Below are 26,170 nucleotides of genomic sequence, written 5' to 3'. Positions count from 1 at the left end.
ACACGTCCTGACTCCCAGCCTGTCCGGAAATCAGGGGTCCGTCGGCCTGACGCTCTCGAGGAGCAGGTCGAGCCACTCCGTGACCTTGTCCCGGTGTTTGTCGGTGGGCAGTTGGGCCGCCCGCCAGGCGATGCCCCGCACCCCATGGTCCTGCAACAGCCGCTCCAGCGGGTCGCTCTCACCCACGATGTCCTGAAGCAGACTCTGCTCGGTGGCGTGCAGGGCGCCGACCAGCGCATCGGAGTCGTCAGCGGTCAGAAAGCCCGCATGGACCTTGAAGAACCGCTGGATCGCGTCGCAGTGCTCCATGGTCGGTCGTCGGTCGCCGTTGATCAGCGCACCCGCCTGCTGGCGCGACATGCCGGCGCCGTCGGCGATCTCCTGCTGGGTGTACCGGCGGCCGTTGGGCTTCAGCCGGGTCCTGCGCAGCAGATCGAAGCGCTGCAGGAAGCGGGCCTGGAGGTCCGTCTCGCCGGCCGGGTGCCCGTCCAGCAGGGCGCGGACCACATCGGCCGGCACCCCCGAGGCCTCGGAGAGCGGATCGACGTCGAAGACCTCGTCGTGGCTGATTCCGAGCTTGTCCGCGAGGTCGGCAAGCCGGGCGACCGATGCCGACAGAGGGTCACCGGCGGCCGGACCCGGAACCGAGAAGCCGTCCGTCACCTGTAGGTCTCCTAGATCGCACGAGGCGGCCCCGCATTCAAGGGGCTGCCGGGAGATTAACCGCTTCGAGTGAATGCAACCAGGTCTTGCCACAGCTGTGGCGCGAATCGCGCGTTGAACTCCGGGGAATGCCACGATAGTTGACATAGTTGCCTTGGCGGTAAGAGGATCGCCAAGCAGTATGAAGATCCAAAGGGGGCTGCCACAGCGGGACTTGGCAGGACTTCGAGAAGCTTCGGAAGGGTGGCGTTCTCGATGACGTACGAGGCGGGCGTCGAACGCCCTGGAGGTCAGGGACGCCCCGGCCGCGCGGGAACCACCCGCGGCAGCGCCCGTACGAGACGACAAGGCGACGCCCTGGAGACGGACGCCGGGCTGCGCGGCCGGCTCCGCAGGATCGACGGCGACCGCGACAGCTTCCGCGAGTGGAGCGCCCCGCTGCGCCCGTCGGGTCCGGTTCCGCCCTCGGGGCCGGTCCGCAGGCCAGCCCCGGTCCGCCCTGCCGGGCCTCCCCACCCGCCCGTTCCCGTCCGCCCCCCGGTGCCCGCGTCCGGCCCGCGGCCCGCGGAGCCCGCCGACCCCGCCACCCAGGCTTACCTGCGCGACTACGCCGCCCTGATGGACGCCGTGCCGCTGCCGTCGCTGCTGTTCGACCGGGGCTGGGACGTGGTGCACACCAACCCGGCCTTCGATGCCCTGTTCCGCAACATGGGCCCGCATCCCACGGCCATGCCCCACCAGAACTTCCTCCGCTTCGCGCTTTTCCACCCCGACGCTCGCACGGTGCTCGCCGAGCACGAGACCAGTTGGTGCCTGCCGCTGATGGCACAGCTGGCCGGTGCCCTGGAGGGCGACGGCGACGGCGAGGACGACGGCCTTTCGGCCATTCGTGACGACATCGCGCTGGACCCGATCATGGATGCGGCCTACCGGTGCGGACTGCCGCTCTGGATGAGCGCGGTGGGCGCGGCGGCGATCCACCACGACGGAGCCGTACGGCCGGTGAACCACCCCGACCCCCGCTGGGGGCGCACCGACTGCCGGATCGTGGACGAGACGCCCGCCACGCTCCAGGGCAAGGGGTACACCCGGCTCACCCTGGTGCTCCGCGAGAACCGCTCGGCAGCACCGGGTGTGGCCCGCGGCAGGGCGCATCTGCGGGCGGTCTCGGGCGGCTGAACGGGGCCCCGCACGCGCTCTCAACCGCGGCTCCGTTCCCTTCAGTCTCTGGTCGCCGAGCGGCGGTCCGGGTCCCGCGCGGGATCTCCACGGGCTGCGCGGCGGTCGGGGTTCTGTGCACGTACTCCGGCGCCTGCGCTGCGGTCCGGACCCCGCCGTGCCTCAGCGCATCGCGGCAACCGCCCATTCCGCGACGATGGCCACCGCCACACCGACGCCCAGCACCAGCGTGGCCCAGCGGGTGCGGCCGGCGCGGCTGAGGACCAGCGCGCTGCCGGAGAGGATCAGCGCCATGCCGTAGAAGCCGAGCGTGAGCACCGAGTGCGTACTGCCGAGCCGCAGCACCAGGACGGCACCGACCGCGATCATGATGGCCGCGGAGAGGGCTATGCGTACATGGCGGGCCTGGCGTGGTGTGAGCCCCTGCCGTTCCGGGCTCGTATCGGCTTCTGACATGTCGAAAGCCTATCCGCAGGGTCCCGGGGACCGTCCGGCGGATCACACACTCTGTGTGCTGCTCGCCTTGGCGGGCCACTTCGGTGCTGTGTCGGTGAGCCGGCAGGCCATCAGATACAGCGGGAGGGGAGGCGTGTAGGGGCTCGTGCCGTGCGGACCGCGGATCAGCCGCGGGGTGTTGCCGGGCACGCGGGCGCCCCGGGCGTAGTGCGCCGGCAGCGGCCACAACAGGTCGAGATCCGACCCGGCCGGGACGATCCACCACCACCACTGGTCGTCGGCGAAGACGCAGCCGTTGCGCGGCACACTGCCGAGGAGCCTGAAGCCGAAACGGGCGGGCACCCCCACGGCGTCGCAGCCCAGTGACGCGGGCGGCGAGTCGGGCAGGGGCAGGCGGGTGAGTGCGGCCTCCAGGCGATGACACTGCTGTACGGGCCACGGCTGCCGGTGCCGGTGTGGCGTCCGGCCGGGCGGCTCGTGGCGCACACCCCGGGCAAGGAGCGTCGCCAGGATCTTCAGCACGGCCACGCGGTTTCGAACGGCGCGCTGCCGTAGGGCAGTTCGGCCCAGACGACACGGCCCGTGCCGCACTCGCGGTCGTACGTCCCCCAGGCGGCGCTGACCGCTTCGACGAGCAGCAGTCCGCGGCCGCGTTCCTCCTCCAGGCCGTGGCAGACGCGGGGGCCGCTCGGGGCGGAGCCCTGGTCCTGCACCGTGATGCGCAAATGACCGCCTTCCAGGGCCAGTTGACAGGACACCAGATGGCCTCCGGTGTGCACGACCGCGTTGGTGACCAGTTCGGAGACGATCAGAAGGGCCGTGTCACGGGTGTCACCGCCGATGGCCCAGTGGTCGAGCCGCTCACTCACCCGTCGTCTCGCGCAGGAGACGGATTCGACGCGCGCCGGCACCTCGAAGCCGTATCGGGACGTGGGGGCGGTGTCTGGACTCGCGTCCAGGAGGGGGGTGGTGAGCGCGTCACGGTTCACACGTCCCAGTCTCCCGCTGGAACGCGCACATTGGCAAGAGTCACTGTGGAAAATGCAGAGTGGGCATATTCATCGTTGAGCCGCCGTGGCACACTGCTCGCACAAGAGCACGTGGGGAGGTCTCGAAGTGAGTGAACCGCGGTCCGCCCCCACCGTGGGCCAGGTCGTCCTCGGCAAGCGCCTGCAGGATCTGCGGGAGCGCGCCGGTCTCAGGCGCGAGGAGGCGGCAAAGGTCCTCCGCGTCGCCCCCGGAACCATCCGAAGGATGGAGACGGCCGAGGTCGCCCTGAAGATTCCGTATGTCCAACTGCTCCTCGGGGCCTACGGAATCGGCGACGAGGAGGCCCGCGGCTTTGTGGAGCTGGCCGAGGAAGCGAACAAGCCAGGCTGGTGGCAGCGCTTCCACGACGTCCTGCCCGGCTGGTTCAGCATGTACGTCAGCCTGGAGGGTGCCGCGAGCCTCATCCGTGCGTATGAACCGCAGTTCGTGCCCGGGTTGCTGCAGACGGAGGACTACGCACGGGCGATCATGTACGCCGGAGCCATTGGTCACACCGATGCGGATGAGATCGACCGGCACGTCGCGCTGCGGATGGAGCGTCAGGCGCTGCTCGCACGGCCCGATGCGCCCCGACTATGGGTGATCATGGACGAGACGGTGCTGCGCAGGCCCGTCGGCGGCCCAGGCGTGATGCGGGCACAGATCGAGAAGCTGCTCGACAGCACCCGGCTGCCCCATGTGACGTTGCAGCTCGCCGAGTTCGCGAGCGGCCACCACCCGGGCACGTACGGGCCCTTCGTCCTCTTCCGGTTCGCCATGCCCGAGCTCCCGGACATGGTCTACAGCGAATACCTGACCGGTGCCGTCTATCTGGACGCGCGCCCCGAGGTCGCCACGCATCTGGAGGTCATGGACCGCATGGCGGCGCAGGCTGCGACGGCACACCGTACGAAGGAGATCCTGAACGATCTCCGCAAGGAGTTGTGAATGAGTCGCATATACAACGGCATGCCCGCCGCCGAGCTGGGCGAGGACGGCTGGCACAAACCCTGGAGCGGCGGCAACGGCGGCAACTGCGTCGAGACCATGAAGCTCGCCGACGGCCGGGTCGCGGTCCGTCAGTCCGCGGATCCCGACGGTCCGGCGCTCATCTACACCACCAACGAGATAGCCGCCTTCATCCAGGGTGCGAAGTCCGGCAAAGCGGATTTCCTGGTCAGCTGACCTGCTGCCGCGGGGGCAGCAGCGTCACCAGGAACCGCTGCGCGGACGAGACGTTCCCTGCCGCGTCGACCGTGCGGTACTCGACGGTGTGGCTGCCGTAGTCGGGTGTGGCGTCGTCCCAGGGCACCACGCGGGGCGTGCCCAGCTTTCCGTACACGAGACCGTCGATCACCGTTCCCTGCGGGGTGAACCGGTAGGGAGCGTCGCCGTCGGTGGGCCAGCCGTAGTACGTCTGCCATCCGTCGCCGTCGACCCTGAACTGCCGCACCACATAACCGTCCCGGTCGTCCCGGGCGGTCAGCCGCATGGTGAACGGACCGTCGTAGACGTACTCCACCGGCCGGCCCGGCCGGTGGACCGTCCGCAGCGGCTCGGACAGCTCGTACGCGGCGGTGGCCGCCGACGCGTCCACGCTCCACGTCAGTTCCTGGTCCGTGCCCGCGATCCGTGCCGTCAGCCGGTGCGTGCCGGGTCGCAGCCGTAGGGCGCCCAGGTCCAGGTCGCGGTCGTTGCCCGGGTTGGCGACCGGACGGCCGTCGAGCGTCCAGCGGACCGCTGGTGTGCGGTCGAGGGGGTGCGTGGTCTCGGCGTACACCACGGACGCGGCACCGACCGGGGCAGCGGTCGCGGTGTGCTCCGTGAACGTAGCCGCCAAGTCCTGTGGCGCGGTGGCGAGCGAGGTGTCCACCGTCCAGCTCACCGTGCGCGTCAGAGCCGCGGAAGCGCGTACGGCCGGGTCGCGTACGAAGGGAGTGGGATCCGTGACGGTCGCGGTGAGCGTATGCGAGCCGGGCGAAAGGCGCAGACGGCGCAGGTCGACCGTGCGGGCGTCACCCACCGCACGCAGCCGCTTCCCGTCCAGCCGCCACACGACTGCGAGTTCACCGCCGACAGGGTGCAACGTGTCCACCCACACCGTCCGGTCGTCCCCGACGGGAGCGGAGTTCGGCGCGTGGCCCTGCACGAGCTTCACCCTGGCCGAGATCTTCTGCACCATCACCTCGCGCTCGACCTGGTCGAACGGGTACCCGAGGGTCTTCATGATCGAGTGCTTGCTCGGCCGCCACACACCCTTGGTGGTGTACATCCCACCCTCGTGTCGCCCGATGACCCCGCCGGACTCGCTCTCCTCGCCCAGCCAGCGCCACCACTTGGCGCGCCGGTCACGCATCTGCTCCTCGGTGAGCAGCGTGTGGTGGGCGGACGCCGGCTCGCCGCCGCTGTAGGCGCCGCCCGGCACCCCGCGCGCGTAGTAGTCGTACTCGTCCTGGAGCCCGCCGAGCGAGTGGCCGATCTCGTGCGGGGTGATCAGTGAGGACAGGGCGTTGCCGCCCGAGGCGGTGGCGTAGGTGCCGCCCGCGCCACCGTAGGTGTCGCTGTTGGCCAGGGCCACGATCTGCCGGTTGGCATTCGCCGTTCCCGGCACCATATCGGCCAGGGCGGTCGCCGCGCCGCTGTCCACGGTGAGCAGTCGCTGCACGCTGCCGGCGTTGCAGCCGCCCCAGAAACCCATGCCCAGCGCGGTGTCCCGGCGCGGTGCGTCGAGGCCGGGGTCGCAGTCGACGCCGGACTCGGCGGAAGCGACCTCCACGGCCCATACATTGATGTACGAACGGTAGGAGGCGAACGGCTCCGTCGACCACAGCACATTGAGGTGGGTCTCGACGTCCGCACGGAACTCGGGCAGCTCGGCCGCCGTATAGCCGTCCCCGAGGACCACCAGGTTGAAGCGCTTTTCGGCGGGGCCCGTCGTCTGCACCGGCACGACCCTGGCCGCCTGAGTCGGAGAAGCCTCCGGCACAAGAGTGTCTGTCATGGCGGCGTCCGCCGTGGCCGAGGGGGCGCCCGTGCCCAGGAACAGCGCGGCGAGCACTGCGCCCGCGGTGGCGAACAGCGCCGCTCCGCGCGCCCGTGTGACGGATGAGGTCATGGTGATGCAGCGTACGCGTGGGATCAACAGACAGTAAATACGAGGGAGTTGAAGAAATCCTTCCCAGGCGGGGGAAGCCGCGGTGGCAGGCGCTCCGGCGTGATCGAACCGAGCGCGCGTGCCCCCCGGGCCCCGTGCACGACGGCAGGCCCCCCGGCAGTCCGTGCACCGTCAGGAACCCGGGTACGGCGAAGGTGTACGCCTCCTTCGCCGCCGAAGACACCCCCAGTTCGTCGGAGGTGCGCAGGCGGATCCCGGCCGGCTCGGCGCGGAGCATCCCACCAGGACCGTATTGCGGGTGCCGCGGCCCCGGGGCGACGACCTCGGTCGCGCCCAGTGGACGCGCCGCCTCCGCGACCGTGCGGGCGGTGAGGCGGGTGAGTGTCGCGAGGACGTCCTCGGGCGGGAGCGCCCCGAACCCGGCCGGCACCGTCCCTAGACAGCCGTGGTGGAACAGCTCCTTGCCCGTCGTCTTCGGCGACGGCCGCCAGTAGTACGGCTCCTGGAGCAGCCGTTCCAGCAGCGGGCCGTGGACCCTGCCCGCCGCGGCGAGCGCGCCGTCCGCGTCGTACCTGGCCCGGCCGCCGGTCAGTTCCCCGGCGGCCGCATCCAGCAGGGCGTTCGCCGGGCCCGTGTCGAAGGCCACCGGATCACCCGACGCAGGGACGGCCGTCGCATTGGCGATCCCGCCCGGCTTGCGGCCGGTGCGCCGACCGCCGGACGGCGGCGCCGATCAGCACCGCGACGGCCGCCGCCCCGTACGCGATGTTGCCCAGCACATCCACGTCCGCCACGGCGGACGCCGCGACATAGCGCGCCGCGCCCGCGGCCGCCACCGCCAGCCACTCCCACCGCCCGTCCAGGGCCACCAGGGCGACCAGCAGCAGTGCGTACCACGAATAGCGTGGGGTCATCAGCAGGAACGCCGTCCCCGTCACCAACAGCGCGCCGCTGAAGGGCCGTTCGGGAGCCCCGCGCCACAGCACATACGCCACCACCGCCATCATGACCACCGCGACGGCGGCCTGCGCCCACGCGTCCGGCAGGACCAGCCGCAGCAGCCCGTACCGGCCGCGGGCTGCGGGGTCGTCGTACCCCTCTTCCTCGGCGTAGCCGCCCAGATAACCCAGCACCGACCCCTTGGAGAGCAGCAGGTACGGCAGGTACGACACAGCGACCACCGCCGAGGCCGGCAGCAGCACGGCCGCCGCGTCCCGGATCCGCCGCACACCCGACAGCGCACCTGGCAGCACCACCGCGGGCAGGAGCTTCGTGGCCACCGCCGCACCGAGCAGCACCCCGCCGCCCCACCGGTTGCGCACCACGACCGCGAGTCCCGCGACCGAGAGCAGCACGCCGAGGACATCGACATGGGCGTTGTTCACCGCTTCCACCGGCACGGCCGGACACCACGCCCAGTACGCGGCCATGCGGGGGTCGCCTCGTCTGCGCAGGACGAGGACCAGCACCGCCGTGGTGCCGACCGCGAGGAGCGCGCCCTGCGTCTGCAGCGCCTTGTGGCGCACGTCGTCCGGCGACACCGCGTGCACCAGCAGGAACCAGCCCTGCGCGACGGGCGGATAGACGGTGTGCACCCGTGGCCGGTTGATCCGTGTGCAGTGCGTCTCGCCGCGAGGGCCCGCGATGCGGTGCCGCTCCGGCTCGGCGCACTCCGCGCCCGACGGGAACAGCCACGCGTCCCGCAGGTCCACGAGCGCCGGATCGGCCGGCGGATGGTCGTACGGCGAGATCCCGGCCGCCTGCACCCTGCCGTCCCAGGCGTAGCGGTAGGAGTCCGTACTCGTACGCGGCTCGGCGAGCAGCCCCGTCGCGGCGACCGCCGCACCGCCCACGAGCACCAGCACGACCGCATGCCGCACGGGCGCCCGCCGCACCGCGGCCGCCGCCGCGGCGAACAGGACCCAGCACGCGGCGTACCACCACGACAGGCCGGCGGGATCGGTGACGAAACCGCCCCTGAGCACGGTCGCGGCCAGGGTGGCGGTCAGCGCCGCCAGCAGACCGGCGGCGAGGAGGGTACGCATCGTGATCACCGGCCCAGCGTCGCAGCCGGAGTACGCCGGACGCGGGACGCGGGGTGCGATGTCCGCATTCCGTAAGGTGTCGGACCGCACCACGCGAGCCCTCGCGGAGGTCTCATGGAGACATGAGGATCCGAACGGTCGGTGCGGCCGTCGCCGGGCGGCTCCGGGGCCTGCGCCGGCCGCCGCTGCCCAGGTTGCGCCTGCCCCGGCCGCCGCTGCCCAGGTTGCGCCTGCCCCGGCCGCCGCTGCCAACCTTCTCCGGCCGTCTGCACGACGCGCGCACCGCGACCATGATCGGCCGGTGGCTGGGCGTCGCGTTCGCGGTGTGCTTCGTGACCGGCCTGATCAGCCACTACCTCCAGAACCCGCCGGGATGGCTCGCCGACGCGCTGCCCAGCAGACCGTACTGGGGCTACCGCGTCACCCAGGGGCTGCATGTGGCGAGCGGCACCGCCGCGGTCCCGCTGCTCCTGGCGAAGCTGTGGACCGTGTACCCGAGGCTGTTCGTGTGGCCGCCGCTCAAGTCCGTACGCCACGCACTGGAGCGGCTGTCGATCGCCGTGCTGGTGGCCGCGTCCGTCTTCCAGCTCGCCACCGGGCTGCTCAACACCGTCCAGTGGTACCCGTGGCCGTTCTCCTTCGTGCCGGTGCACTTCGCCGTCGCGTGGCTGCTCACCGGCGCGCTCGTCCTGCACATCGCCGTGAAGCACCCCGAGATCAAGGCGCATTGGTCCAGACGCTCACCCGGAACGCTCGAACTGCCCGCCGCGGACGGGCCCGACCGGCGCTCGCTGATGATCGGGCTGGCCGCGGCCGTCGGCGCGGTGACCGTGACGACCGTCGGCCAGGCGTTCACCCCGCTGCGGCGGCTCGACCTGCTCGCGCCCCGCCACCCGGACCACGGCCCGCAGGGCCTGCCGGTCAACCGCACCGCCGCCGTGGCCGGGGTGACGGCACATGCCGTCACCGACTGGCGGCTCACCGTGTCCGGCCCCCGCCCGCGCACACTGACCCTCGACGAACTCGCCGCCCTGCCCCAGCACACCGTCACCCTGCCCATCGCCTGCGTCGAGGGCTGGAGCAAGGACGCCCGATGGACCGGCGTACGCATCAGGGACCTGCTGGAGCGGGCCGGTGCCCCGCCCGGCTCCGCCCTGCGCATCACCTCCCTCGAACGCCGCGGCGCATGGCGCGTGACGGAGATGGGCGCCGGCTACACGGAGGACCCGCTCACGCTGCTCGCCCTGCGCCTCAACGGCGAGGTGCTCTCCCTGGACCACGGCTACCCGGCCCGCATCATCGCCCCGAACCGTCCCGGCGTGCTGCAGACCAAGTGGGTCAGCAGGATCGAGGTGCTGTGATGCGTCTGCGGCTCCTGACCGGCGCGGTGGGCCTCGCCCTGATGGGCGTTGGCGCCTCGCTCCTGGTGAACGGTGGACAGATCAGGGACGTCGCCCTCTGGCTGGCCGGAGCGATCGTGATCCACGACGGGATCGTCGCACCCCTCGTGCTCGGCGTGGGCCTGCTCGTGGCGGGCTTGCCGGCGCGGGGGACCGTGCGCGGGGCGCTGATCACGGCGGGTTGCCTCACGCTCGTCGCCCTGCCGGTGCTGCTGCGCCCCGGCACGCCCCGGAACACGTCCGTGCTGCCGCTGGACTACCCGCGCAACTGGCTGCTGACACTGGCGGCCGTCGCCCTGGCGACGGCGGCACTGGTAGGCGGCCGGTGGCTGTGGAGCCGTCGTGCCCGGTTCCGCCCCCACTGGCGCGTCCGCCGTTTCAGGCGGTGACGAACGGCCGGGCCGTTTTCCGGCGGTGACGACTCCAGCCAGCCGCTTCAGACGGCGACGAGCCCTGCCACCCGTCTCAGACTGTCCCCCCGCCGGCCTTTTCAGGCGGTGACGAACGGCCGCGCTCGCCGGGCGTCGTTCAGTGCGGTCGCCCACCACTCCAGCTGGTCCAGCAGCACCTTCGCGGCGCCCCCCGGGCCCTCTGGGTCACGCAGCGTGCCGTCGGGGGCGAACAGCTCGAAGTAGCGCGGGAAGCTGACGTAGTCCCGGACCGAGTGCGCATGCAGTTCGCCGAACACCTGGCGCAACTGCTCGATGGCCAGCAGGCCGCCGCTCGCACCGCTGTACCCGACGAATCCGATCGTCTTGGCCTGCCACTCGGTGTAGTGCCAGTCGATGGCCGCCTTCAGCGCCGCGGGGAAGCTGCGGTTGTAGTCCGGCGTCACCACGACGACCGCGTCGGCCGCCTTCAACCGCCGCGTCAGGTCCGCCATCCCGGCCGGCCGGTCCATCTCGGGCTGAAGGGCGGGCGGCACGGGCGGCAGCTTCAGCGGCAGGTCGGTGTCCGCGAGGTCGACCACGTCGACGGTGAACCGGCCGTGCTGTCGGGCCTGTTCGGCGAACCACTCGGCGACTACGGGGCCGAAGCGGCCCTCCCGGACACTGCCGATGAGCACGGCGAGGCGGAGGTTGTTCTCGGACATGGGGATGCTCCCTGTACAGATCGGAATCGGCGCCCGGAAAGCGGCGCGGACACCAACCTGCCCGCCCGGCCGCGGCGCAGGAAGGCCGGGCCGAGGCTGGTAGTGGCAGGGCCACGATCCGCCGGCGCACGGCTGTTACGTTCCAGGAGTGAGCGACAACGAGCTGGGACTGTTCCTCCGCAACCGCCGCGAGGCCCTCGCACCGGCGGACGTCGGCCTGCCCGCGGGCCCGCGCCGCCGCACCCCCGGCCTGCGCCGCTCCGAGCTGGCCACCCTCGCGGGAGTCAGCGTCGAGTACGTGACGCGCCTGGAGCAGGGCCGCGACCGCAGGCCGTCCCCGCCGGTGCTGTCCGCCCTGGCCGACGCGCTGCGCCTCGCCCCTGCCGAGCGGATCCATCTGTACCGGCTCTCCAAGGGAGCGGACGGCAGCTTCACGTGCATGGGCGACGCCCAGGTCAACCGGCTGGTGCGGCCGACTGTCCGCGCGCTCCTCGACCGCCTGGAGCCGGCCCCGGCCGTCGTGCTCAACCGCCTGGGCGAACTGCTCGCCTGGACCGAGGGCTACGAGCGCCTGGTCCGCCCACTCGGCCTGCTGGACGGCGACCCACCGAACCTGGCGCAGTTCGTGTTCACCGACGCCCGGGCGAGACAGGCGTACCCGGACTGGGGCCGGGTGGCCGACGAACAGGTGGCGGCGCTGAAACAGGGGCCGTTCCGCGCCGATCCCCATGTGTCGCAGCTCGTCGACGAGTTGACGGTGACGGCGGGACCGGAGTTCGCGGACCGCCTCCGGTCCGTGCCTGGCCTGCCGCGCGCGAACGGCGTCGCGCGCCTGACGCATCCCGAGGCGGGTGCCCTGCGACTGTCCTACGAGACGTTGGAACTCCCCGCCGACGACGACCAGCGCCTGCTGGTCCACCTTCCGGCGGACGAGGCGACGGGCCACGCCCTGGACACCCTGACGGGCCGCCGCCCGGGCGCCCTCCGCGCGCTCCCGACGGGCGCGTGACGGTTTCCGGGGGCGCTGCTGTCCCGTGCGCGTGACGGTTTCCGGGGCGCTGCCCCCGCGCGCGGACGGCTACTCGGGCAGTGGCCGATCTGGGTCTGTGGGCGGCCCATCCGATTCCGGGGCATTGTTGACGTGGTGCCGTATGGCGAAGGTCAGGGACGGGTGGCCGTGGCCAGCCAGACGGCGCCGCGCAGCCGGACTCCTTCGGGGGTTGCGTAGGGCTGGAGCGCCGCCTTCACCTGCGCGCGGGCCTTCTCGGCGACCTCTTCGTGCACGCCCTCGAGGTTGAAGCGGACTGGTCCCATCGCGAAGAAGAAGTCCACGGCCTCGCCGGCTTCCCGCCCCCAGTCGACGGCCCCCTCGACAGAGGTCGCCGTCACATCGATGAATCCGGCGGCCGTGAGCACTTCTTGGATGCGGGCGGGGTCGGAGAGCGACATCATGCCCTGCTGTGCGGGGGAGGGTTTGCGCATGAGCGCGTTCACCGGAGCGAAGACGTGGGCGGAGTCCCCGTCGGGGGCGGGCAGTTGCGGGCTGATGAAGACGAGTCGGCCGCGGGGCCGCAGCGCACGGCCGATGTTGGCGAACGCAGCGATGTGGTCGGCGAAGAACATGACCCCGCCCCGGCTGATGGCCAGGTCGTAACCACCGGAGGGAAGGGGTGTACCTGCGCGTCGCCCCGCTCGAAAGATGCGTTGTCGATGCCCTCCCTGGCGGCGATGGCGCGCGCCCGATCCAGCATCGGCGCTGAGATGTCGATCCCCACGGCCTGCCCTGACGCGGCCTGGCGTGCGGCCAGGCGGGTGGTCTGGCCGGTACCGCATCCGATGTCGAGCACGCGGTCGCGGTCGCTGATCGCGGCCGCCGCGAACAGTGCTTCGTTGAATCCGCCGTTCAGCGTGTCGTAGCGGTCGGAATTGGCGGCCCAGTGTGCCCCCTCATGTCCGTTCCACGCCTGTGCCTGCTGGGTGTTGACGATCGGCTGCATCGACGCTCCTCAGGTTACTAGAGTTCAACTCTAGAGCTTGACTCTAGAGATAGAGTGCAGTCATGGGTGATGTCAAGAGGGTCGGCAGGCAGACTCTGAAGGCCCGGGAGACGCGGCGGCGTATCTTGGAGGCCGCCCGCGCGCTGTTCGTGGAGCGTGGCTACGGCGTGACGACGCTCCAGGACATCGCGGCCGAAGCGGGCGTAGCCGTGCAGACGATCTACTTCGTGTTCGGTAACAAGCGGACTCTGCTGAAGGAGCTCGTCGACATCTCCATCGCCGGTGACGATGAGCCCGAGGCCACGATGGACAGGCCGTGGTTCGTCAACGCTTTGGCCGCCGAAACCGCCGACGCACAACTTCAGGCGCATATCAGCGGGACGCGGGAGATCCTCGAACGTGTCGCGCCGATGATGAAGGTGATCGACACCGCGGCTGCGATGGATCCCGAGATCGCCGAACTGTGGCGGCAGGACGAGGACCCGCGATTCACCGTGCAGGCCACCGCAGCCAAAGCCCTGATGGCCAAGGAAGGGGCACGCGAAGGGCTCCCTGTCGAGCGAGCCGCCGACGTGCTGTTCGGTCTGCTCAGCCCGGAGCTCTACCTGCTGTTCGTGCACGAGCGCGGCTGGTCACCCGAACAGTGGCAACGGTGGGCCTACGACACCCTGCGCCTCCAGCTCTGCTCCACCTAGAACCGGCTCGGATCACTGCCCACAGAGGAACTACTCGTGTGGGGGGCGACGACACCGCGAAAGCGGTCCCGGGTCGGAGCCCTGAAGCTCGCGCCCGCCGGCCCGCGGCCCGCCAGCCCGCGGCCCGCCGGTCGAAGTCCGCCTTCGTCAGTGCGCCGGCCCCGGTTACGGGAAGGGGACGAGTGAGGGAGACCCCCGCCCCAGCCGCACGAAGCACCGCCCCGTCGACTCCCACGACTCCACCACCCCCCACCCCACCGCGCCCGCGTACCGCCGCAGCGCCCCCGCACCCACCCGTGCCCATGGGAACAGCGCGCCCTCCGCGCCCGGGCCCGCGAACACGCGGACCTCCGCCCGTTCGTCCACCTCGACCGGCGCGGTCTCGACGATCAACCCGCCCCGCATGGAGAGGAGTTCGCCAGTCCGCGCCAGCAGGGCAACCGGATCGCCGCCGATGCCGATGTTGCCGTCGATCAGCAGGGCGGTGTCCCAGGCGCCCTCCCGCGGCAGCGGGTCGAAGACGGAGCGGCGCAGAGCGCTGCCGCCGATGCGTGTCGTACGGGCCACCGCTTCGGGGCTGACGTCGATGCCGAGCGCCGGCCGTCCGCGCACGGCGAGCGCGGCGACGAGTCGGCCGGGCCCGCAGCCGATGTCGAGCACCGCACCCCGGCAGCGGTCCAGCACGGTCCGGTCCGCGTCGTCCGGTTCCGCGCACCAGCGTTCGACGTCCAGGGGCAGCAGCCAGCCGTCCGGGCGCCGCAGGAAGAGCGGGCCGCGTTCGGTGCGCAGGGCGTCGGTGTACGGGTCCGCCTGCCAGGCCGGGGCTGTCATCGCGCCCCGGCCCCGGCGAGCGAGGTCAGGACCGCCGCGAAACGGGACCGCGGAGCGAGGGCGGCCACCGCGAAGGCGTCGTCCGCCGTGTCCACGTCGCGCAGCACGGCCAGTTCACGGACCCTCAGCCCCGCCTTCACCAGCCGCGCCCGCTGCACCGCCCCCGTCGACGGCGTGGACATCGGCACGCCGCGCAGCAGCGCGGGCCGCGGCGCGCCGAGGCCGAGCGCCCAGAAGCCGCCGTCCTCGGCCGCCCCGAACGCCGCCTCGTCCGCCGCCAGTTCCAGCCCCGGCGCCAGCATCGCGGGCGTGAGCTGAGGAGTGTCCATGCCCACGAGCAGCGCGGGACCCTCGCACAGCCCGAACGCGTGCGCCAGCCGCTCGTCGAGGCCGCCCCCGCACTGCGCCACCACGTCGAAACCGGGCGTGAGCCATGTGCCGGGCGCGCCGTCCAGGACGAGCACACGCCGACGTGCCGGCGTGGCCCGTACGGCGTCGAGGGTGTCCCGTAGCGCCGCCTCGGCCAGACGCGCGGCCTGCTGCGGCGAGAACGCGGGCGTCAGCCGGGTCTTCACCCGGCCCGGCAGCGGCGACTTGGCGATCACCAGCAGCGTCCCGTTCACCGCGCGCCACCGGCCGTCGGCACGCGAGGCTTCTCCGCCAGCACCGCCCGCATGTCGCGCACCGCGTGCCAGGTGCCGCGCCAGGTGCCGGTGACCTTCGACTTCCCGGTTCGCGGCAGATACGGGACGTCCGTCTCGCACACCCGCAGCCCCGCGTCCGCCGCGCGCACCACCATCTGGAGCGGGTAGCCGCTGCGCCGGTCCGTCAGATCCAGCGCCAGCAGGTCCGTCCTGCGGGCCGCCCGCATCGGACCCAGGTCGTGCAGCCGCAGCCCGGTCCGCCCCCGCAGCATCCACGACAGGGCCGCGTTGCCCGCACGGGCGTGCAGGGGCCACGCCCCTCGGGCCCGCGGCCGCCGCCGTCCCAGCACCAGGTCGCACTCCCCGCCCGCCACGCGGCGTACGAGGCCGGTGAGCAACCCCGGATCGAGCGACGCGTCGCAGTCGCAGAAGCACACGTACTCCGCCTCGGCCGCCAGCAGCCCGGCATGACACGCCGCCCCGAAACCCCGCCGCCGCTCCCGGACCACATAGGCACCGAGCTCCCGCGCGATCCGGTCCGAACCGTCCGTCGACCCGTTGTCGACGACGACCGCCCGCCACCCGGCCGGAATCCGCTCCAGCACCCACGGCAGCGCCGCCGCCTCGTCGAGACAGGGCAGTACGACATCGACGTTCACGACCGCGCCCCCCGCATCCCGCTCGTCGCGAACGCGGCCATGCCCTCGCCGAACGTGATCCTCGGCTGCCAGCCGAACTCGGTCATCAGGCGGCGGGAGTCGGCGGTGATGTGCCGTACGTCGCCGAGCCGGAACTCGCCCGTCACGACCGGGGCGGGCCCGCCCCGGGCCTCGGCCAGGGCCGCCGCCATCTCACCCACGGTGTGCGGGGTGCCGCTGCCGGCGTTGTACGCGCCGAGCACACCCGGCTCCCGGCCGTGCACGGCCTCCAGCGCGATCGCGTTCGCCTCCGCGATGTCCCGCACGTGCACGAAGTCCCGCCGCTGCCGCCCGTCCTCGAACACCCGCGGGGCCTCGCCGAGCTCCAGCGCCGAGCGGAAGAAGGAGGCGACGCCCGCGTACGGGGTGTCGCGCGGCATCCCGGGGCCATACACGTTGTGGTAGCGCAGGGACACCGCCCGGCCGCCCGTGGACCGCGCCCACGCCGCGGCCAGGTGCTCCTGGGCCAGTTTCGTCGTGGCGTACACATTGCGCGGGTCGCAGGACGCGTCCTCGCCGACCAGGCCGGGCGTCAGCTCCGCGCCGCACTGGGGGCACCGGGGTTCGAACCGCCCGGCCGCGAGGTCCACGGCGGCCCGGGGACCCGGCCGGACCCGACCGTGCCGGTCGCAGTCGTAGCGGCCCTCGCCGTAGACGACCATCGAGCCCGCGAGCACGAGGTCCCCGACGCCGACCCCGGCCATCGCCGCCAGCAGGGCGGCGGTCCCGAGGTCGTTGCAGCCCACATAGTCGGGGGCGTCACGGAAGTCCGTGCCGAGGCCGACCATCGCGGCCTGGTGGCACACGGCGTCCACGCCGCGCAGCGCACGGGTCACGACGTCCGGGTCGCGTACGTCCCCGATCACACACTCCGCCTCCGGCAGCCGTGGGGGCGAGGGATGGGCGGCGGGCAGCAGGGCGTCGAGCACGACCGGATCGTGCCCGCGCGCCGCCAGGGCCGTGACGATCTGCGAGCCGATGAAGCCCGCGCCTCCTGTGACGAGTACACGCATACGGCCGACGCTACGGTCCGGGGACGCAAAGACGGCCGGTCCGCGCCGGTGCGTCACAGGTCCGTAAGGAGTGGTGCCGTCGGGCGGGGACCTCAGGGGCGGCGCAGATACGCCAGACCGGGATGCTCGGCGCGGTAGGCGTCGACGAGGCGGCGGGCCACGCTCACCGAGTCCACGAGCGGATGCAGGGCGAACGCCTTGACCGCCGCCGAACGCGATCCGCTCCCCGCCGCCTCCAGCACCTCGCGCTCCACCGACTTCACGGAGGTCACCAGGCCGGTGGCGTGCCCAGGCAGCGGGTCGACACCGACGGGATGCGCCCCGCCCGCGTCCACGAGGCAGGGGACCTCGATCACGGCGTCCTCGTCGAGGACGGAGAGCGTGCCGCGGTTGCGGACGTTGAGGATCAGGGTGGTGCGCTCGTCGCGCGCCACGGCGCGCATCAGCGCGAGCGCCACCTGCTCGTAGCCGCCCGGCTCCAGGTCCTCCTCGGCGCGCTCGCGCACCCCGGCGGCCTCCCGGTTGGCCGCCATGTAGGTGGCCTCCCGTTCGGCGAGCGTGCGCCGCCAGATGGCCAGCGCCGGCCTGCCCGGACGCTTCATCTCCTCATAGAACCGGGCTTGTTGGTCCCGCAGGAACGCACCCCGGGTCTGCTTGGCCTCCTGGTGGGCGCGGACGGTCTCCCGGTTGAAGTAGTAGTAGTGCAGATACTCGTTGGGGACCGCGCCCAGCGAGCGGAGCCAGTCCGCCCCGAACAGCATTCCCTCCTCGAACGAGCCGAGGGCCTCCGGGTCGGCGAACAGCCCCGGCAGCAGATCCCGGCCGCCGACGCGCAGCCCGCGCAGCCAGCCGAGATGGTTGAGCCCGACGTAATCGGCCCAGGCGGTCGCGGGATCGGCGCCGAGCACCCGGGCCACCCGCCGGCCGAGCCCGACCGGCGAGTCGCAGATGCCGATGACCCGGTCGCCCAGGACCCGGCTCATCGCCTCGGTGACCAGACCCGCCGGGTTGGTGAAGTTGACGACCCACGCCTCGGGTGCCAGCGCCGCGATGCGGCGGGCGATGCCCATGGCCACGGGGACCGTACGCAGCCCGTACGCGATGCCGCCCGCGCCCACGGTCTCCTGCCCCAGCACCCCTTCGGCCAGCGCGATCCGCTCGTCGGCCACGCGCCCTTCGAGGCCACCGACCCGGATCGCGGAGAAGACGAAGTCCGTGCCGCGCACTGCCTCGTCGAGGTCCGTGGTGACCGAGACCCGCGGCGCGTCCGGGCGTCCGGCGGCCTGCTCCTCCAGCACCCTGGCCATGGCCCCGAGCCGGCCGGCGTCCACGTCGTACAGGCACACGTCGGTGATCCGGCCCTGACCGCCGTCGCCGAGGAGCGCCCCGTACACCAGGGGCACCCGGAATCCGCCACCGCCGAGAATCGTGAGCTTCATCCCCGTACGGTACGTCGGCACCCTTCCCGGACGTCGGCGCCGCCCTTTCCCGGCGGTACGTCACGCACGGGAATTGATGAAGTCCCCAGGCGGCCGTTCCCCTGTTCGAGTGGCGCTGTCTACGGTCGTCGGCGTCCAGACCCCACGTCACGGAGCCCTCATCAAGGAGCGCCCGCATGCGCGTCTACCTCGACCGCAACTTCCTGCTGACCTACGCCGCGTCGTTCATCTCGCTGTTCGGGTCGAAGTTGCTGATGATCTCCTATGTGGCCTTCGTCTACGGCGAGACCGGCAGCGCCACCCTGGCCTCGGCCGTCTTCGCCGCGGACTGGATCGCCAATCTCTTCGTCGGTCTGCTGACCACGCAGTACATCGACCGTGCGGATGCGAAACGCCTGCTGCTGCGGCTCAACCTGGCGGCCGCGGCTGTCACGCTTGCGTTCCTGGCCTGCCTGACGCCCGACCAGTTCCCGGTGGCGGTCTGCGTCATCTTCGTCCGGGCCCTGCTCAACAGTGCCGTCAACGCCGCCCGGGTCAAGGCCCTGGTGCAGTTCTTCGACAAGCAGCAGACCGACATCTACTCGGCCGTGCTCAACTCCAGTCTGTTCATCGCGATCGCCGCCGCGGGCGCGGTCGGCACGATCATCCTCAACTTCACCGGCATGGGCACCGTAGTGCTCATCGATGTGGCGACGTTCCTCGTCTCGGCCGCCCTGTTCGCGTGCGTACGCCCCAACCGGGCGCGGATCGACGAGGCCCGGGCCGCGGCGGGCGCGAAGCGGGAGAGCGCCGCTCAGAACGTCAGGTCGGCCGCGCGGATCATCGCGGCGACCCCGGCGGTCTCGACCGCCGCCTTCTACATCGTCCTCGCGGTGACCGCGTTCCAGGCGACGTACGAAGTGCTGATCACCGCCGTCCCCGACCTCTGGTTCTCGCTCGGCGAGTCGGGCACGGCGCTGTTCTTCACCGCCGAGTCCCTGGCGGTCATCGCCGGTCTGTTCCTCTACCAGTACCTCAGCCGCCGCGGCCTCGTGCCCGAGCACCGCCAGCGGCTCCTCAACCTCGCCGTCACCGGCTTCGCGGTGTGCATGTACGCGGTGCTCGGCTCTTCCCGGTCGAGCCTTGCCCTCGCGCTCACCGCGTTCGTCGCCGTCGTCCTCGCCGGCGAGGTCGTCTGGGCCCATCAGTACAAGCGGCTCATCGCCCACACCCCCGAGGCCAAGGTGTCCTCGGTCGTGGGCCTGATGTCGGCGGTGGGCTACAGCCTGATGGCCGTCTTCGGCTTCGTCTTCTCCTGGGGCATGGACGCACTCGGCGCCGAGTGGGCCGTCGCCCTCGATCTCGTCCTCATCTCCCTGCTGGTCATCGGCTGGGAAGCCCGCGCACACCGATCTGGGAGTCGTCATGCGGAAAGCATTCGTCCTGCTGGAACTGGTCAATCACGTGGCGCTGGTGGCCAGGTCGGCGAAGGCCCGCGGCCTGGCGGTGGTGGTCGTGGGACAGAGCCCGCTGCCGCGGCAGGGTCCGTACGCCGTCCCTGACGGGGTCGTGGACGAGTTCGTCCCGATCGCCGGCTGGTCCGACGCCGACGGGGTGCGCGCGGCGCTCGACGACCTGCACGGACGCTACGACGTCGTGGGCACCTACGCCGCGTTCGAAGCGGCGCTGCCCTACGACGCGGAGTTCCGCGACCTCCTCGGGCTGCCCACCAGCGGTGCCGCCACCCTGGACGCCGCGCTCGACAAGGCCAGGGTGCGCGACCGGCTCCGTGCCGCGGGACTGTCCCGGCTGCGCTCCACCACCCTCTCGGGCGCCCTGCTCTGGGACACCTGGGGCTTCGACGGACCGGCGATCCTCAAGCCGGTGCACGGCACGGGCAGCGCCCTGTGCTACACCGTCGACTCCCTGGACGCGCTGCGCACCGCCGCCGCGGACATCGAACGCACCACACTCGACGCCGGGATGACCCGCGACTACGTCCTGCGGACCGGTGAATTCGTCCTGGAGCAGAAGGCTCAGGGCGAGCTGCTGTCCGTCGAGTCGCTCGTGTACGGCGGCGAGGTGAACGTGATCGGCATGCTCGGCCGCTACGTACTCGCCGACGACCCCGTTGTCGAGCAGGCCGCGGTCTTCCCGTACCGGCACCCGCGGTACGACGAGATCGCCGAGGCGGCCGTGGCGTTCCACCGCTGTCTGGGCATCACCCACGGCCCCACCCATCTGGAGGTGATGGTCCCCGACGACGGCCCCGTGGAGCTGATCGACTTCAACCTGCGGGTCGCCGGCGCCGGGGCGGTGCTCGCCTTCTCGGAGGTTCTGAGAAGCCCCTACGAGGAACTGCTGACGGACCTCGCCTGCGGGGTCGCGCCGGATCTGGCCGGGCTCCACCCGGTGCGGTGGGCCGCCGAGTGCCTCGTGCTGCCCCGGCCCGGGACCACCGAGCTGCGTGACATCACGGTTCCCCCGGCCGCGCGCCACGTACGGATCACCAAGGAGATCGGCGCACGGCTGACCGGCCGCTCGGACCAGCTGGACAGCGTCACGCTGTTCGTGGTGACAGCCGGCTCGGCGGAGGAACTGCACACGGCGCTCATGGACGCCCGCCGGAACACGATCGTCAACGGTGAGCCACTGGGCGACAACCCCAACAACCGCCTGATCGCCCCGGCGCATTTGCGCACCCCGGTGGGCGTGGGCGTCTGAGACGCCGCCGGGGTGTCCGTCCGTGACCGGGCGGACACCCCCTCTCTCTGCCACCTCTGCGGCCGACGGGAACTAGCCGAGGTCGAAGGCGTTCGGCAGGCCCCACCGGTGGCGGCCGCGGTCGTGCCGTTTGAGTGCTTCCAGCTCGGGCGCCCGGAACAGGGGGGTGACGGTGCACCGGGGCGCGGCCGAACCGGTGCGGTCCAGCAGGGCGTTGACCGCGGCGCGCGCCGAGGCGTTGGCCCCCTCCATCGTGGCCAGGTCGATGTCGACGGACACGTAGTCCCCGGCGAGGTAGAAGTTGGGGACCGCCGTGGCCGCGGAGGGCCGGTTGTGGAAGGTGCCGACGGGATGGATCAGGAGCTGGTCCTCGTTGGTGGGGTGCGGCGTGCCGAGGCCGTCGACGCCGGGGTCCAGGAACCAGGAGTGCAGGGCGCTGTCCTTGAGAACGGTCCTTCCCGTGTCGTTGAGCGCGGCTTTCAGCTGCGCCCACACCTCCTTCGCGACCTCGGCGCGGGTGCACTGCTTGGCCGCTTTGCCGTACAGGATCCCGGGCCGGTCCCATTCGGAGATGTCGACGGACAGGCAGTCCACCACCACCCCGTCGCCGTAGTCGGCGGGGAAGTCCCGGTCCGGCCAGTGCCCCGCCTGCTGGATGGCCGTCAGCGACCAGGGGGAGTCGACGCAGTTGAGATGCCCGTGCAGCAGCGGTGCGCTCTCGGTCAGATAGAACTGGATGCCGGTCATCCAGTCGGTGTGCAGTTTGTCGCAGCGGGCGAGCTGCGGATCGGCGGCCCGCAGCGCGGGACCCCAGGTGCGCCGGGCGTGTTCGACGGGCAGCGCGCAGACGTAGTGGTCGGCGGTCACCGAGCCGCGCGTCCCCTGCGGGTCCTCGACGACCGCCGCCGTGATCCGTCCGTCGCCGTACGCCATCTCCCGTAAGGTCCAGCCAACCGCGAACCGGACGCCCAGCGAGACCAGATGCGCCACCCAGGGGTCGATCCACGCCTCGTTGGTGGGGGCGTCCAGGATGCGGTCGAGGGGGCCGTCGGCGCCGCGGCCCAGCGCGTTGAAGACGAACGCCTCCAGCAGCGTGGCGACCGTGCGCGTGCTCGCCACCTCGGCCTTGGTGGCCACGATGTTGCGCGTCATCCCGATCGCCAGGATGCGCTGATAGTCGTGGCTCATGCGCTCGGCCCCGATGAAGTCCCACCAGGGCGTGCGCTCCCAGACCTCGTCACGGCGCTCGTCGCAGCTGGTGAGGAAGACGAGTACGCGATTCACGAAGTACGCCGTCTCGTGGACGGGGATGCCGAGCGCGGTGTCCAGCATCGCCGTGAGCGCGCGGCGGATCTCGTCGAGGGTGAGCTCGGCGGGCCGGTGCCCCGGCCACGGGAGCGGGATGCGTAAATCCTCGCGTCCGGTGCGGGCGAGGGACATCTCGGGCGGGGCGACGAGGTTGTCCCAGACCCCGTTGGCGTTCCCGGGGAAGGGGATGCGCCGCATGGTGTCGGGGAGGTTGTGGTAGATGCCGGGGATGAAGCGGAAGCCGTGCTCGGCCGGTAACGGTCTGCGCCCGCCGCGGGCGCTGCCGGGCACGTCCATGCTGCGGGCCTTGCCGCCGAGCGCCCGCCGCTCGTAGACGGTGGTGCGGAAGCCGCGCTCGGCGAGCTCGTGCGCGGCGGTCAGCCCCGCGACGCCGCCGCCGAGCACGGCGACCGACCCGGGGGCCGGGGCCGGGGCCGCCGCGGCGACGCCCCCGACCGAGGAGAGCGCCGCGGTGCCGCCGACCGCGGCGGCTCCCGCGATGAGGGTGCGTCGTGACGTGCGTCGTGAGGTGCGTCGTGAGGTGCCCGAACCGTCCATCCGATCCCCTTACCGACGGTAACTTTTCGCGTCCGGCGCAGGAGCATACGAAGAACCCTCGTGACCCGGAAGCCACGCGTGGGCCCATTCCTTCAATGGCGGAAAATGGAGCCATGGCACGACGCATCAAGCGCCCCGGGCGCACCGAAACGCCCGCTCTCACCCCCGCATCGCCCTGCCCCTGCGGCCTGCCCGCCACGTACGCGGAGTGCTGCGGCCGCTTCCACAGCGGCGAGGAGACGGCACCCACCGCGGAGTTGTTGATGCGCTCGCGCTACAGCGCCTTCGCCGCCCAGGACGCGGCGTATCTGCTGCGCACCTGGCACTCCTCGACCAGGCCCCGGCATCTGAAACTGGATCCGGGGATGCAGTGGTCGAGCCTGGAGATCACCGACGTCACGGACGGCAGCGCGCTCCACACCAACGGCACGGTCACCTTCCGGGCCCGCTACCGGCACCACGGCAAGCGCGGAGAACTGCACGAACGCAGCAACTTCACCCGCGAGAACGGGGCGTGGGTCTACGTGGACGGCACCTTCATCGAGTGAGCGGCCGCCGGGCAGCCGGCGATCACCAGTGGGTGCGGCCGGGCCTGACCGCGAGCCGGGGGTCGTACGCCGCGAGCACCTTGTTCGCCCGGGCCAGCGCGGACAGTGCGTGCTCGCGGTCGGCCCGGTCGTCGGCGCACAGCGGGCCGCGGAACCGGTACACCTCGCGCGCGGCGCACTCGGCCTCGATCTCGGCGTGCAGGACATGGGACGGCATGCAGGAGCCGATCATCACGGCCACGCGGTCGGGGATCGGTACCGGGACGAGGTTGGAGGCGGTCACGTCGAAGTCCTTGTCTGCTTTTCCGTCGGGAGTCCGTCGGTCGGTCGGCCTCCCACCCCTCCATGACTACCGGAGCGCTGTCCGGGTTCCGCGGCGGGGGTGTCTTTGTGTGGCATCGGTTGCTGAGCGCCCCGTTGCTTTGTCGATACGCGAGAGTAAGTTGACCCCCGAGTAAGTGCCGAGGTCCGTCAACTCCCCGCCCGCGCAACGCGAGAGCCGCGAACAGGAGCCGACCATGGGCGTACACAAGGATCTGAAGAGGGCGAAAAAGCACAGCGATCTCGCCGACCGCGTCCCGGTGGAACTGGTCAGGGAGAACGGCGTCGTACGAGAGGTGCGCACCGCACATCTCGCCCGGCCGTCCATCTCCGGCAGCACCGCCGACATACCTTACGCGAACGCCGCGGAGGCACCCGCATCGGTGACCCTCAGGCGCAAGGGTGACGATGGTCACTGGCGCCCCGTCACGGCCGCCGACTTCGCCCGCCAAGTCACGGCGGCCGTGAAGGGATTGATCGCCACGGGGCTTCAGCCGGGCGGACGGGCCGCCGTGATGTCCCGCACCCGCTACGAGTGGACCGTGATCGACTTCGCGATCTGGGCAGCTGGTGGCCAGAGCGTCCCCGTCTACGCCACCTCCTCCGTCGAGCAGGTGGCCTGGATCCTGCACGACAGCGGCGCACGGCATGTCGTCGCCGAGTCCGCCGAGCACGCGGCGACCGTGGCCGCCGCCGCCCGGGGGCTCGACGGGGAGTTCCGGGTGTGGATCTTCGACGACGGGGCGATGGAGACACTCGCCACACTCGGCCGGGACGTCCCGGAGGAGGAGATCACGAAGCGGCGGGCCGTCCTCACGCCCGACACGATCGCCACCCTCTGCTACACCTCCGGCACCACAGGGAAGCCCAAGGGCTGCGTCCTGACCCACGCGAACCTGCACGCCGAGGCCGCCAACACCGTGGAACTGCTGCACCCCGTCTCCAGGCGGTCACCGGGCAGACGGCGTCCACGCTCCTGTTCCTGCCGCTCGCCCACATTCTCGGCCGGACCATCCAGATCGCCTGTCTGATGGCCCGTATCGAGCTCGGCCACTGCCCGAGCATCAAGACCGACGAGCTCAGGCCGGAGCTGCGGAGCTTCCGGCCCACCTTCCTCGTCGGCGGCCCTCATCTCTTCGAGAAGATCCACGACACCGGCCGGGCCACGGCCGAGAGGATCGGCCGCGGCGCCTCCTTCGACCGCGCCCACCGCCTCGGCGTACGGTTCGCGGAGGCGTATCTCGCCAGGTTCCTGGGCACCGGCAGAGGACCCGGCTTCGGCGGCGCCGCCCCCCGGCCCGGCAGGGCCCGAGCCCACCGGAAGCAGGCCCTCCCCGCGCCCACCGGGCGCGCGGAACGCCGTTCACCGCCCGGGAGGCGACAGCACCTCGTCCAGGTCGTACCGCACCGGCTCCTGAAGTTGCTCGTACGTGCAACTGGACGGCTCCCGGTCGGGCCGCCACCGTCGGAACTGCGCGGTGTGCCGGAAGCGGTCGCCCTCCATGTGGTCGTACGCCACCTCCACCACCCGCTCGGGCCGCAGCGCCACCCAGGACAGGTCCTTCTTGCCCGACCAGCGGCTCGGAGCGCCGGGCAGCCGCGCGCTCTCGTGCGCGCTCTCCTCGGCCCAGCGTGCCCACGGATGCTCCGAGACGTCCTCCATCCGCAGCGGTTCCAGCTCCTCCACCAGCTCCTGACGCTTCCGCACGGAGAACGCGGCGCACACGCCGACGTGCTGGAGCGCCCCGGAATGGTCGTACAGCCCGAGCAGCAGCGAGCCCACGACCGGGCCGCTCTTGTGGAAGCGGTAACCGGCCACGACGACGTCCGCGGTCCGCTCGTGCTTGATCTTGTACATCAGCCGGGTGTCCGGCCGGTACGGCAGATCCAGCGGTTTGGCGACGACCCCGTCGAGGCCGGCGCCCTCGTACTGCTCGAACCACTGCTCCGCCACCGCCACGTCCGTCGTCGAGGGGGCGAGATGGACCGGCGGCCGGACGCCCGTCAGGGCCCGCTCCAGGGTGGTCCGCCGTGCCGTGAGCGGTGCGTCGAGCAAGGACTCGTCCCCGAGGGCGAGCAGATCGAAGACGACGAAGCTCGCGGGTGTGCGCTCGGCGAGCATGCGGACCCGGGAGTCGGCCGGATGGATGCGCTCGGTGAGCCGGTCGAAGTCCAGCCGGCCCTCGTGCGCGATCACGATCTCCCCGTCGACGACGCAGCGCCCGGGCAACTGGCCGAGGAGCTGGTCGACCAGCTCGGGGAAGTACCGGGTCAGCGGCTTGCCGGTACGGGAGCCGATGACGAGTTCGTCGCCGTCGCGGTGGACGATCGCCCGGAAGCCGTCCCACTTCGCCTCGTACTGCATTCCGGGCGGGATCTTCTTCACGGACTTGGCCAGCATCGGCTTCACGGGCGGCATCACGGGCAGATCCATG

Annotated in this window: 26 protein-coding genes and 3 pseudogenes; 11 read left to right on the top strand and 18 right to left on the bottom strand. The window is 71.8% G+C overall.

What is annotated here, in order from left to right; translation table 11 throughout:
• Nucleotides 1–30: 30 nt before the first annotated feature.
• A complete protein-coding gene (locus ACH5AF_RS13495; RefSeq protein WP_398901758.1) occupies nucleotides 31–663 on the bottom strand; it encodes a helix-turn-helix transcriptional regulator in 633 nt (210 codons plus the stop codon).
• A 243-nt stretch (nucleotides 664–906) separates the two neighbouring features.
• On the opposite strand from ACH5AF_RS13495, the gene ACH5AF_RS13490 reads away from it, so the two are divergent.
• Entirely contained in the window at nucleotides 907–1,842 is a 936-nt protein-coding gene (locus ACH5AF_RS13490; RefSeq protein ID WP_398901757.1) for a transcriptional regulator, read from the top strand.
• 162 nt (nucleotides 1,843–2,004) lie between these two features.
• Here the strand turns inward: ACH5AF_RS13490 and ACH5AF_RS13485 are convergent, their stop codons facing one another.
• The 3 genes from ACH5AF_RS13485 to ACH5AF_RS13475 all read right to left on the bottom strand — a co-directional run bounded on the left by ACH5AF_RS13485 (nucleotide 2,005) and on the right by ACH5AF_RS13475 (nucleotide 3,287).
• A complete protein-coding gene (locus ACH5AF_RS13485; protein ID WP_398901756.1) occupies nucleotides 2,005–2,298 on the bottom strand; it encodes a hypothetical protein in 294 nt (97 codons plus the stop codon).
• A 42-nt stretch (nucleotides 2,299–2,340) separates the two neighbouring features.
• Nucleotides 2,341–2,712, bottom strand: coding sequence for a hypothetical protein (locus tag ACH5AF_RS13480; RefSeq protein WP_398901911.1), 372 nt, complete (start codon nucleotides 2,710–2,712; stop codon nucleotides 2,341–2,343).
• Between the two features lie 101 nt (nucleotides 2,713–2,813).
• Entirely contained in the window at nucleotides 2,814–3,287 is a 474-nt protein-coding gene (locus ACH5AF_RS13475; protein ID WP_398901755.1) for an ATP-binding protein, read from the bottom strand.
• A 127-nt stretch (nucleotides 3,288–3,414) separates the two neighbouring features.
• On the opposite strand from ACH5AF_RS13475, the gene ACH5AF_RS13470 reads away from it, so the two are divergent.
• Nucleotides 3,415–4,275: a helix-turn-helix domain-containing protein gene (locus ACH5AF_RS13470; protein WP_398901753.1), complete on the top strand. Its 861-nt coding sequence runs from the start codon at nucleotides 3,415–3,417 to the stop codon at nucleotides 4,273–4,275.
• Entirely contained in the window at nucleotides 4,276–4,512 is a 237-nt protein-coding gene (locus ACH5AF_RS13465; RefSeq protein WP_215177112.1) for a DUF397 domain-containing protein, read from the top strand.
• On the opposite strand, the gene ACH5AF_RS13460 is transcribed toward ACH5AF_RS13465, so the two are convergent.
• The 3 genes and pseudogenes from ACH5AF_RS13460 to ACH5AF_RS13450 form a co-directional block, all read right to left on the bottom strand.
• Nucleotides 4,505–6,442: a M64 family metallopeptidase gene (locus ACH5AF_RS13460; protein WP_398901752.1), complete on the bottom strand. Its 1,938-nt coding sequence runs from the start codon at nucleotides 6,440–6,442 to the stop codon at nucleotides 4,505–4,507. The genes ACH5AF_RS13465 and ACH5AF_RS13460 overlap by 8 nt on opposite strands.
• A 187-nt stretch (nucleotides 6,443–6,629) precedes the next feature.
• Nucleotides 6,630–7,088: pseudogene (locus ACH5AF_RS13455) on the bottom strand (anhydro-N-acetylmuramic acid kinase); the annotation flags it as partial.
• A 4-nt stretch (nucleotides 7,089–7,092) separates the two neighbouring features.
• A complete protein-coding gene (locus ACH5AF_RS13450; RefSeq protein WP_398901910.1) occupies nucleotides 7,093–8,487 on the bottom strand; it encodes a glycosyltransferase 87 family protein in 1,395 nt (464 codons plus the stop codon).
• A 290-nt stretch (nucleotides 8,488–8,777) separates the two neighbouring features.
• Here ACH5AF_RS13450 and ACH5AF_RS13445 point away from each other — a divergent pair, with 290 nt between their 5' ends.
• Entirely contained in the window at nucleotides 8,778–9,848 is a 1,071-nt protein-coding gene (locus ACH5AF_RS13445; RefSeq protein ID WP_398901909.1) for a molybdopterin-dependent oxidoreductase, read from the top strand.
• On the top strand, nucleotides 9,848–10,276 hold the full coding sequence (locus ACH5AF_RS13440; protein ID WP_398901750.1) for a hypothetical protein: 429 nt from the start codon (nucleotides 9,848–9,850) through the stop codon (nucleotides 10,274–10,276). Before ACH5AF_RS13445 ends, ACH5AF_RS13440 begins: the two co-directional genes overlap by 1 nt.
• Nucleotides 10,277–10,377: 101 nt before the next feature.
• Here the strand turns inward: ACH5AF_RS13440 and ACH5AF_RS13435 are convergent, their stop codons facing one another.
• Complete coding sequence (locus tag ACH5AF_RS13435) at nucleotides 10,378–10,980, bottom strand: NADPH-dependent FMN reductase (protein ID WP_398901747.1); 603 nt, start codon at nucleotides 10,978–10,980, stop codon at nucleotides 10,378–10,380.
• Between the two features lie 148 nt (nucleotides 10,981–11,128).
• Here ACH5AF_RS13435 and ACH5AF_RS13430 point away from each other — a divergent pair, with 148 nt between their 5' ends.
• A complete protein-coding gene (locus ACH5AF_RS13430) occupies nucleotides 11,129–11,989 on the top strand; it encodes a helix-turn-helix domain-containing protein (RefSeq protein ID WP_398901745.1) in 861 nt (286 codons plus the stop codon).
• Nucleotides 11,990–12,141: 152 nt separating this feature from the next.
• Here the strand turns inward: ACH5AF_RS13430 and ACH5AF_RS13425 are convergent, their stop codons facing one another.
• Both ACH5AF_RS13425 and ACH5AF_RS13420 read right to left on the bottom strand, forming a co-directional pair.
• Nucleotides 12,142–12,462 (bottom strand): hypothetical protein, encoded by a 321-nt coding sequence (locus tag ACH5AF_RS13425; RefSeq protein WP_398901925.1) that lies wholly within the window; start codon nucleotides 12,460–12,462, stop codon nucleotides 12,142–12,144.
• Nucleotides 12,463–12,588: 126 nt separating this feature from the next.
• Nucleotides 12,589–12,977: pseudogene (locus ACH5AF_RS13420) on the bottom strand (class I SAM-dependent methyltransferase); the annotation flags it as partial.
• Nucleotides 12,978–13,039: 62 nt separating this feature from the next.
• Between ACH5AF_RS13420 and ACH5AF_RS13415 the strand changes: the two are divergent.
• Nucleotides 13,040–13,672 (top strand): TetR/AcrR family transcriptional regulator, encoded by a 633-nt coding sequence (locus ACH5AF_RS13415; protein WP_398901744.1) that lies wholly within the window; start codon nucleotides 13,040–13,042, stop codon nucleotides 13,670–13,672.
• 165 nt (nucleotides 13,673–13,837) lie between these two features.
• Here ACH5AF_RS13415 and ACH5AF_RS13410 read toward each other — a convergent pair whose 3' ends face one another.
• From ACH5AF_RS13410 to ACH5AF_RS13390, 5 genes are all read right to left on the bottom strand, one after another.
• Nucleotides 13,838–14,503 carry a class I SAM-dependent methyltransferase gene (locus ACH5AF_RS13410; RefSeq protein ID WP_398901743.1) on the bottom strand — a complete coding sequence of 222 codons (666 nt, stop codon included), beginning with the start codon at nucleotides 14,501–14,503 and terminating at the stop codon, nucleotides 13,838–13,840.
• Nucleotides 14,500–15,126, bottom strand: a complete 627-nt coding sequence (locus ACH5AF_RS13405) for a DUF2064 domain-containing protein (protein WP_398901742.1) — start codon at nucleotides 15,124–15,126, stop codon at nucleotides 14,500–14,502. The genes ACH5AF_RS13410 and ACH5AF_RS13405 overlap by 4 nt, the downstream gene beginning before the upstream one ends.
• Nucleotides 15,123–15,806 carry a glycosyltransferase family 2 protein gene (locus ACH5AF_RS13400; RefSeq protein ID WP_398901740.1) on the bottom strand — a complete coding sequence of 228 codons (684 nt, stop codon included), beginning with the start codon at nucleotides 15,804–15,806 and terminating at the stop codon, nucleotides 15,123–15,125. The genes ACH5AF_RS13405 and ACH5AF_RS13400 overlap by 4 nt, the downstream gene beginning before the upstream one ends.
• Nucleotides 15,803–16,858 carry an NAD-dependent epimerase/dehydratase family protein gene (locus ACH5AF_RS13395; RefSeq protein ID WP_398901738.1) on the bottom strand — a complete coding sequence of 352 codons (1,056 nt, stop codon included), beginning with the start codon at nucleotides 16,856–16,858 and terminating at the stop codon, nucleotides 15,803–15,805. The genes ACH5AF_RS13400 and ACH5AF_RS13395 overlap by 4 nt, the downstream gene beginning before the upstream one ends.
• A gap of 92 nt (nucleotides 16,859–16,950) precedes the next feature.
• On the bottom strand, nucleotides 16,951–18,297 hold the full coding sequence (locus tag ACH5AF_RS13390) for a 6-phospho-beta-glucosidase (RefSeq protein WP_398901737.1): 1,347 nt from the start codon (nucleotides 18,295–18,297) through the stop codon (nucleotides 16,951–16,953).
• A 176-nt stretch (nucleotides 18,298–18,473) separates the two neighbouring features.
• Here ACH5AF_RS13390 and ACH5AF_RS13385 point away from each other — a divergent pair, with 176 nt between their 5' ends.
• Both ACH5AF_RS13385 and ACH5AF_RS13380 read left to right on the top strand, forming a co-directional pair.
• The gene (locus ACH5AF_RS13385; RefSeq protein ID WP_398901734.1) at nucleotides 18,474–19,838 is read left to right on the top strand and encodes an MFS transporter; all 1,365 of its coding nucleotides are present in this window, start codon (nucleotides 18,474–18,476) and stop codon (nucleotides 19,836–19,838) included.
• Nucleotides 19,741–21,000, top strand: coding sequence for an acetyl-CoA carboxylase biotin carboxylase subunit family protein (locus tag ACH5AF_RS13380; RefSeq protein WP_398901908.1), 1,260 nt, complete (start codon nucleotides 19,741–19,743; stop codon nucleotides 20,998–21,000). The genes ACH5AF_RS13385 and ACH5AF_RS13380 overlap by 98 nt, the downstream gene beginning before the upstream one ends.
• 72 nt (nucleotides 21,001–21,072) lie before the next feature.
• Here the strand turns inward: ACH5AF_RS13380 and ACH5AF_RS13375 are convergent, their stop codons facing one another.
• Nucleotides 21,073–22,866, bottom strand: a complete 1,794-nt coding sequence (locus ACH5AF_RS13375; protein WP_398901732.1) for an FAD-dependent oxidoreductase — start codon at nucleotides 22,864–22,866, stop codon at nucleotides 21,073–21,075.
• 113 nt (nucleotides 22,867–22,979) lie between these two features.
• On the opposite strand from ACH5AF_RS13375, the gene ACH5AF_RS13370 reads away from it, so the two are divergent.
• Nucleotides 22,980–23,414, top strand: coding sequence for a YchJ family protein (locus ACH5AF_RS13370; protein ID WP_398901730.1), 435 nt, complete (start codon nucleotides 22,980–22,982; stop codon nucleotides 23,412–23,414).
• 22 nt (nucleotides 23,415–23,436) lie between these two features.
• Here ACH5AF_RS13370 and ACH5AF_RS13365 read toward each other — a convergent pair whose 3' ends face one another.
• Entirely contained in the window at nucleotides 23,437–23,697 is a 261-nt protein-coding gene (locus ACH5AF_RS13365; RefSeq protein ID WP_398901729.1) for a hypothetical protein, read from the bottom strand.
• 235 nt (nucleotides 23,698–23,932) lie between these two features.
• Here ACH5AF_RS13365 and ACH5AF_RS13360 point away from each other — a divergent pair.
• Nucleotides 23,933–25,017, top strand: a pseudogene (locus ACH5AF_RS13360) (AMP-binding protein); the annotation flags it as partial.
• Between the two features lie 81 nt (nucleotides 25,018–25,098).
• On the opposite strand, the gene ACH5AF_RS13355 reads toward ACH5AF_RS13360, so the two are convergent.
• On the bottom strand, nucleotides 25,099–26,169 hold the full coding sequence (locus ACH5AF_RS13355; RefSeq protein ID WP_398901728.1) for an ATP-dependent DNA ligase: 1,071 nt from the start codon (nucleotides 26,167–26,169) through the stop codon (nucleotides 25,099–25,101).
• Nucleotide 26,170 lies beyond the last annotated feature (1 nt).

The sequence above is a fragment of the Streptomyces sp. NPDC018833 genome (assembly GCF_044390825.1).
GTDB lineage: Bacteria > Actinomycetota > Actinomycetes > Streptomycetales > Streptomycetaceae > Streptomyces.
The sequence above is the reverse complement of the archived record's forward strand: the minus strand, read 5'-3'. Positions and strand labels throughout refer to the sequence as shown.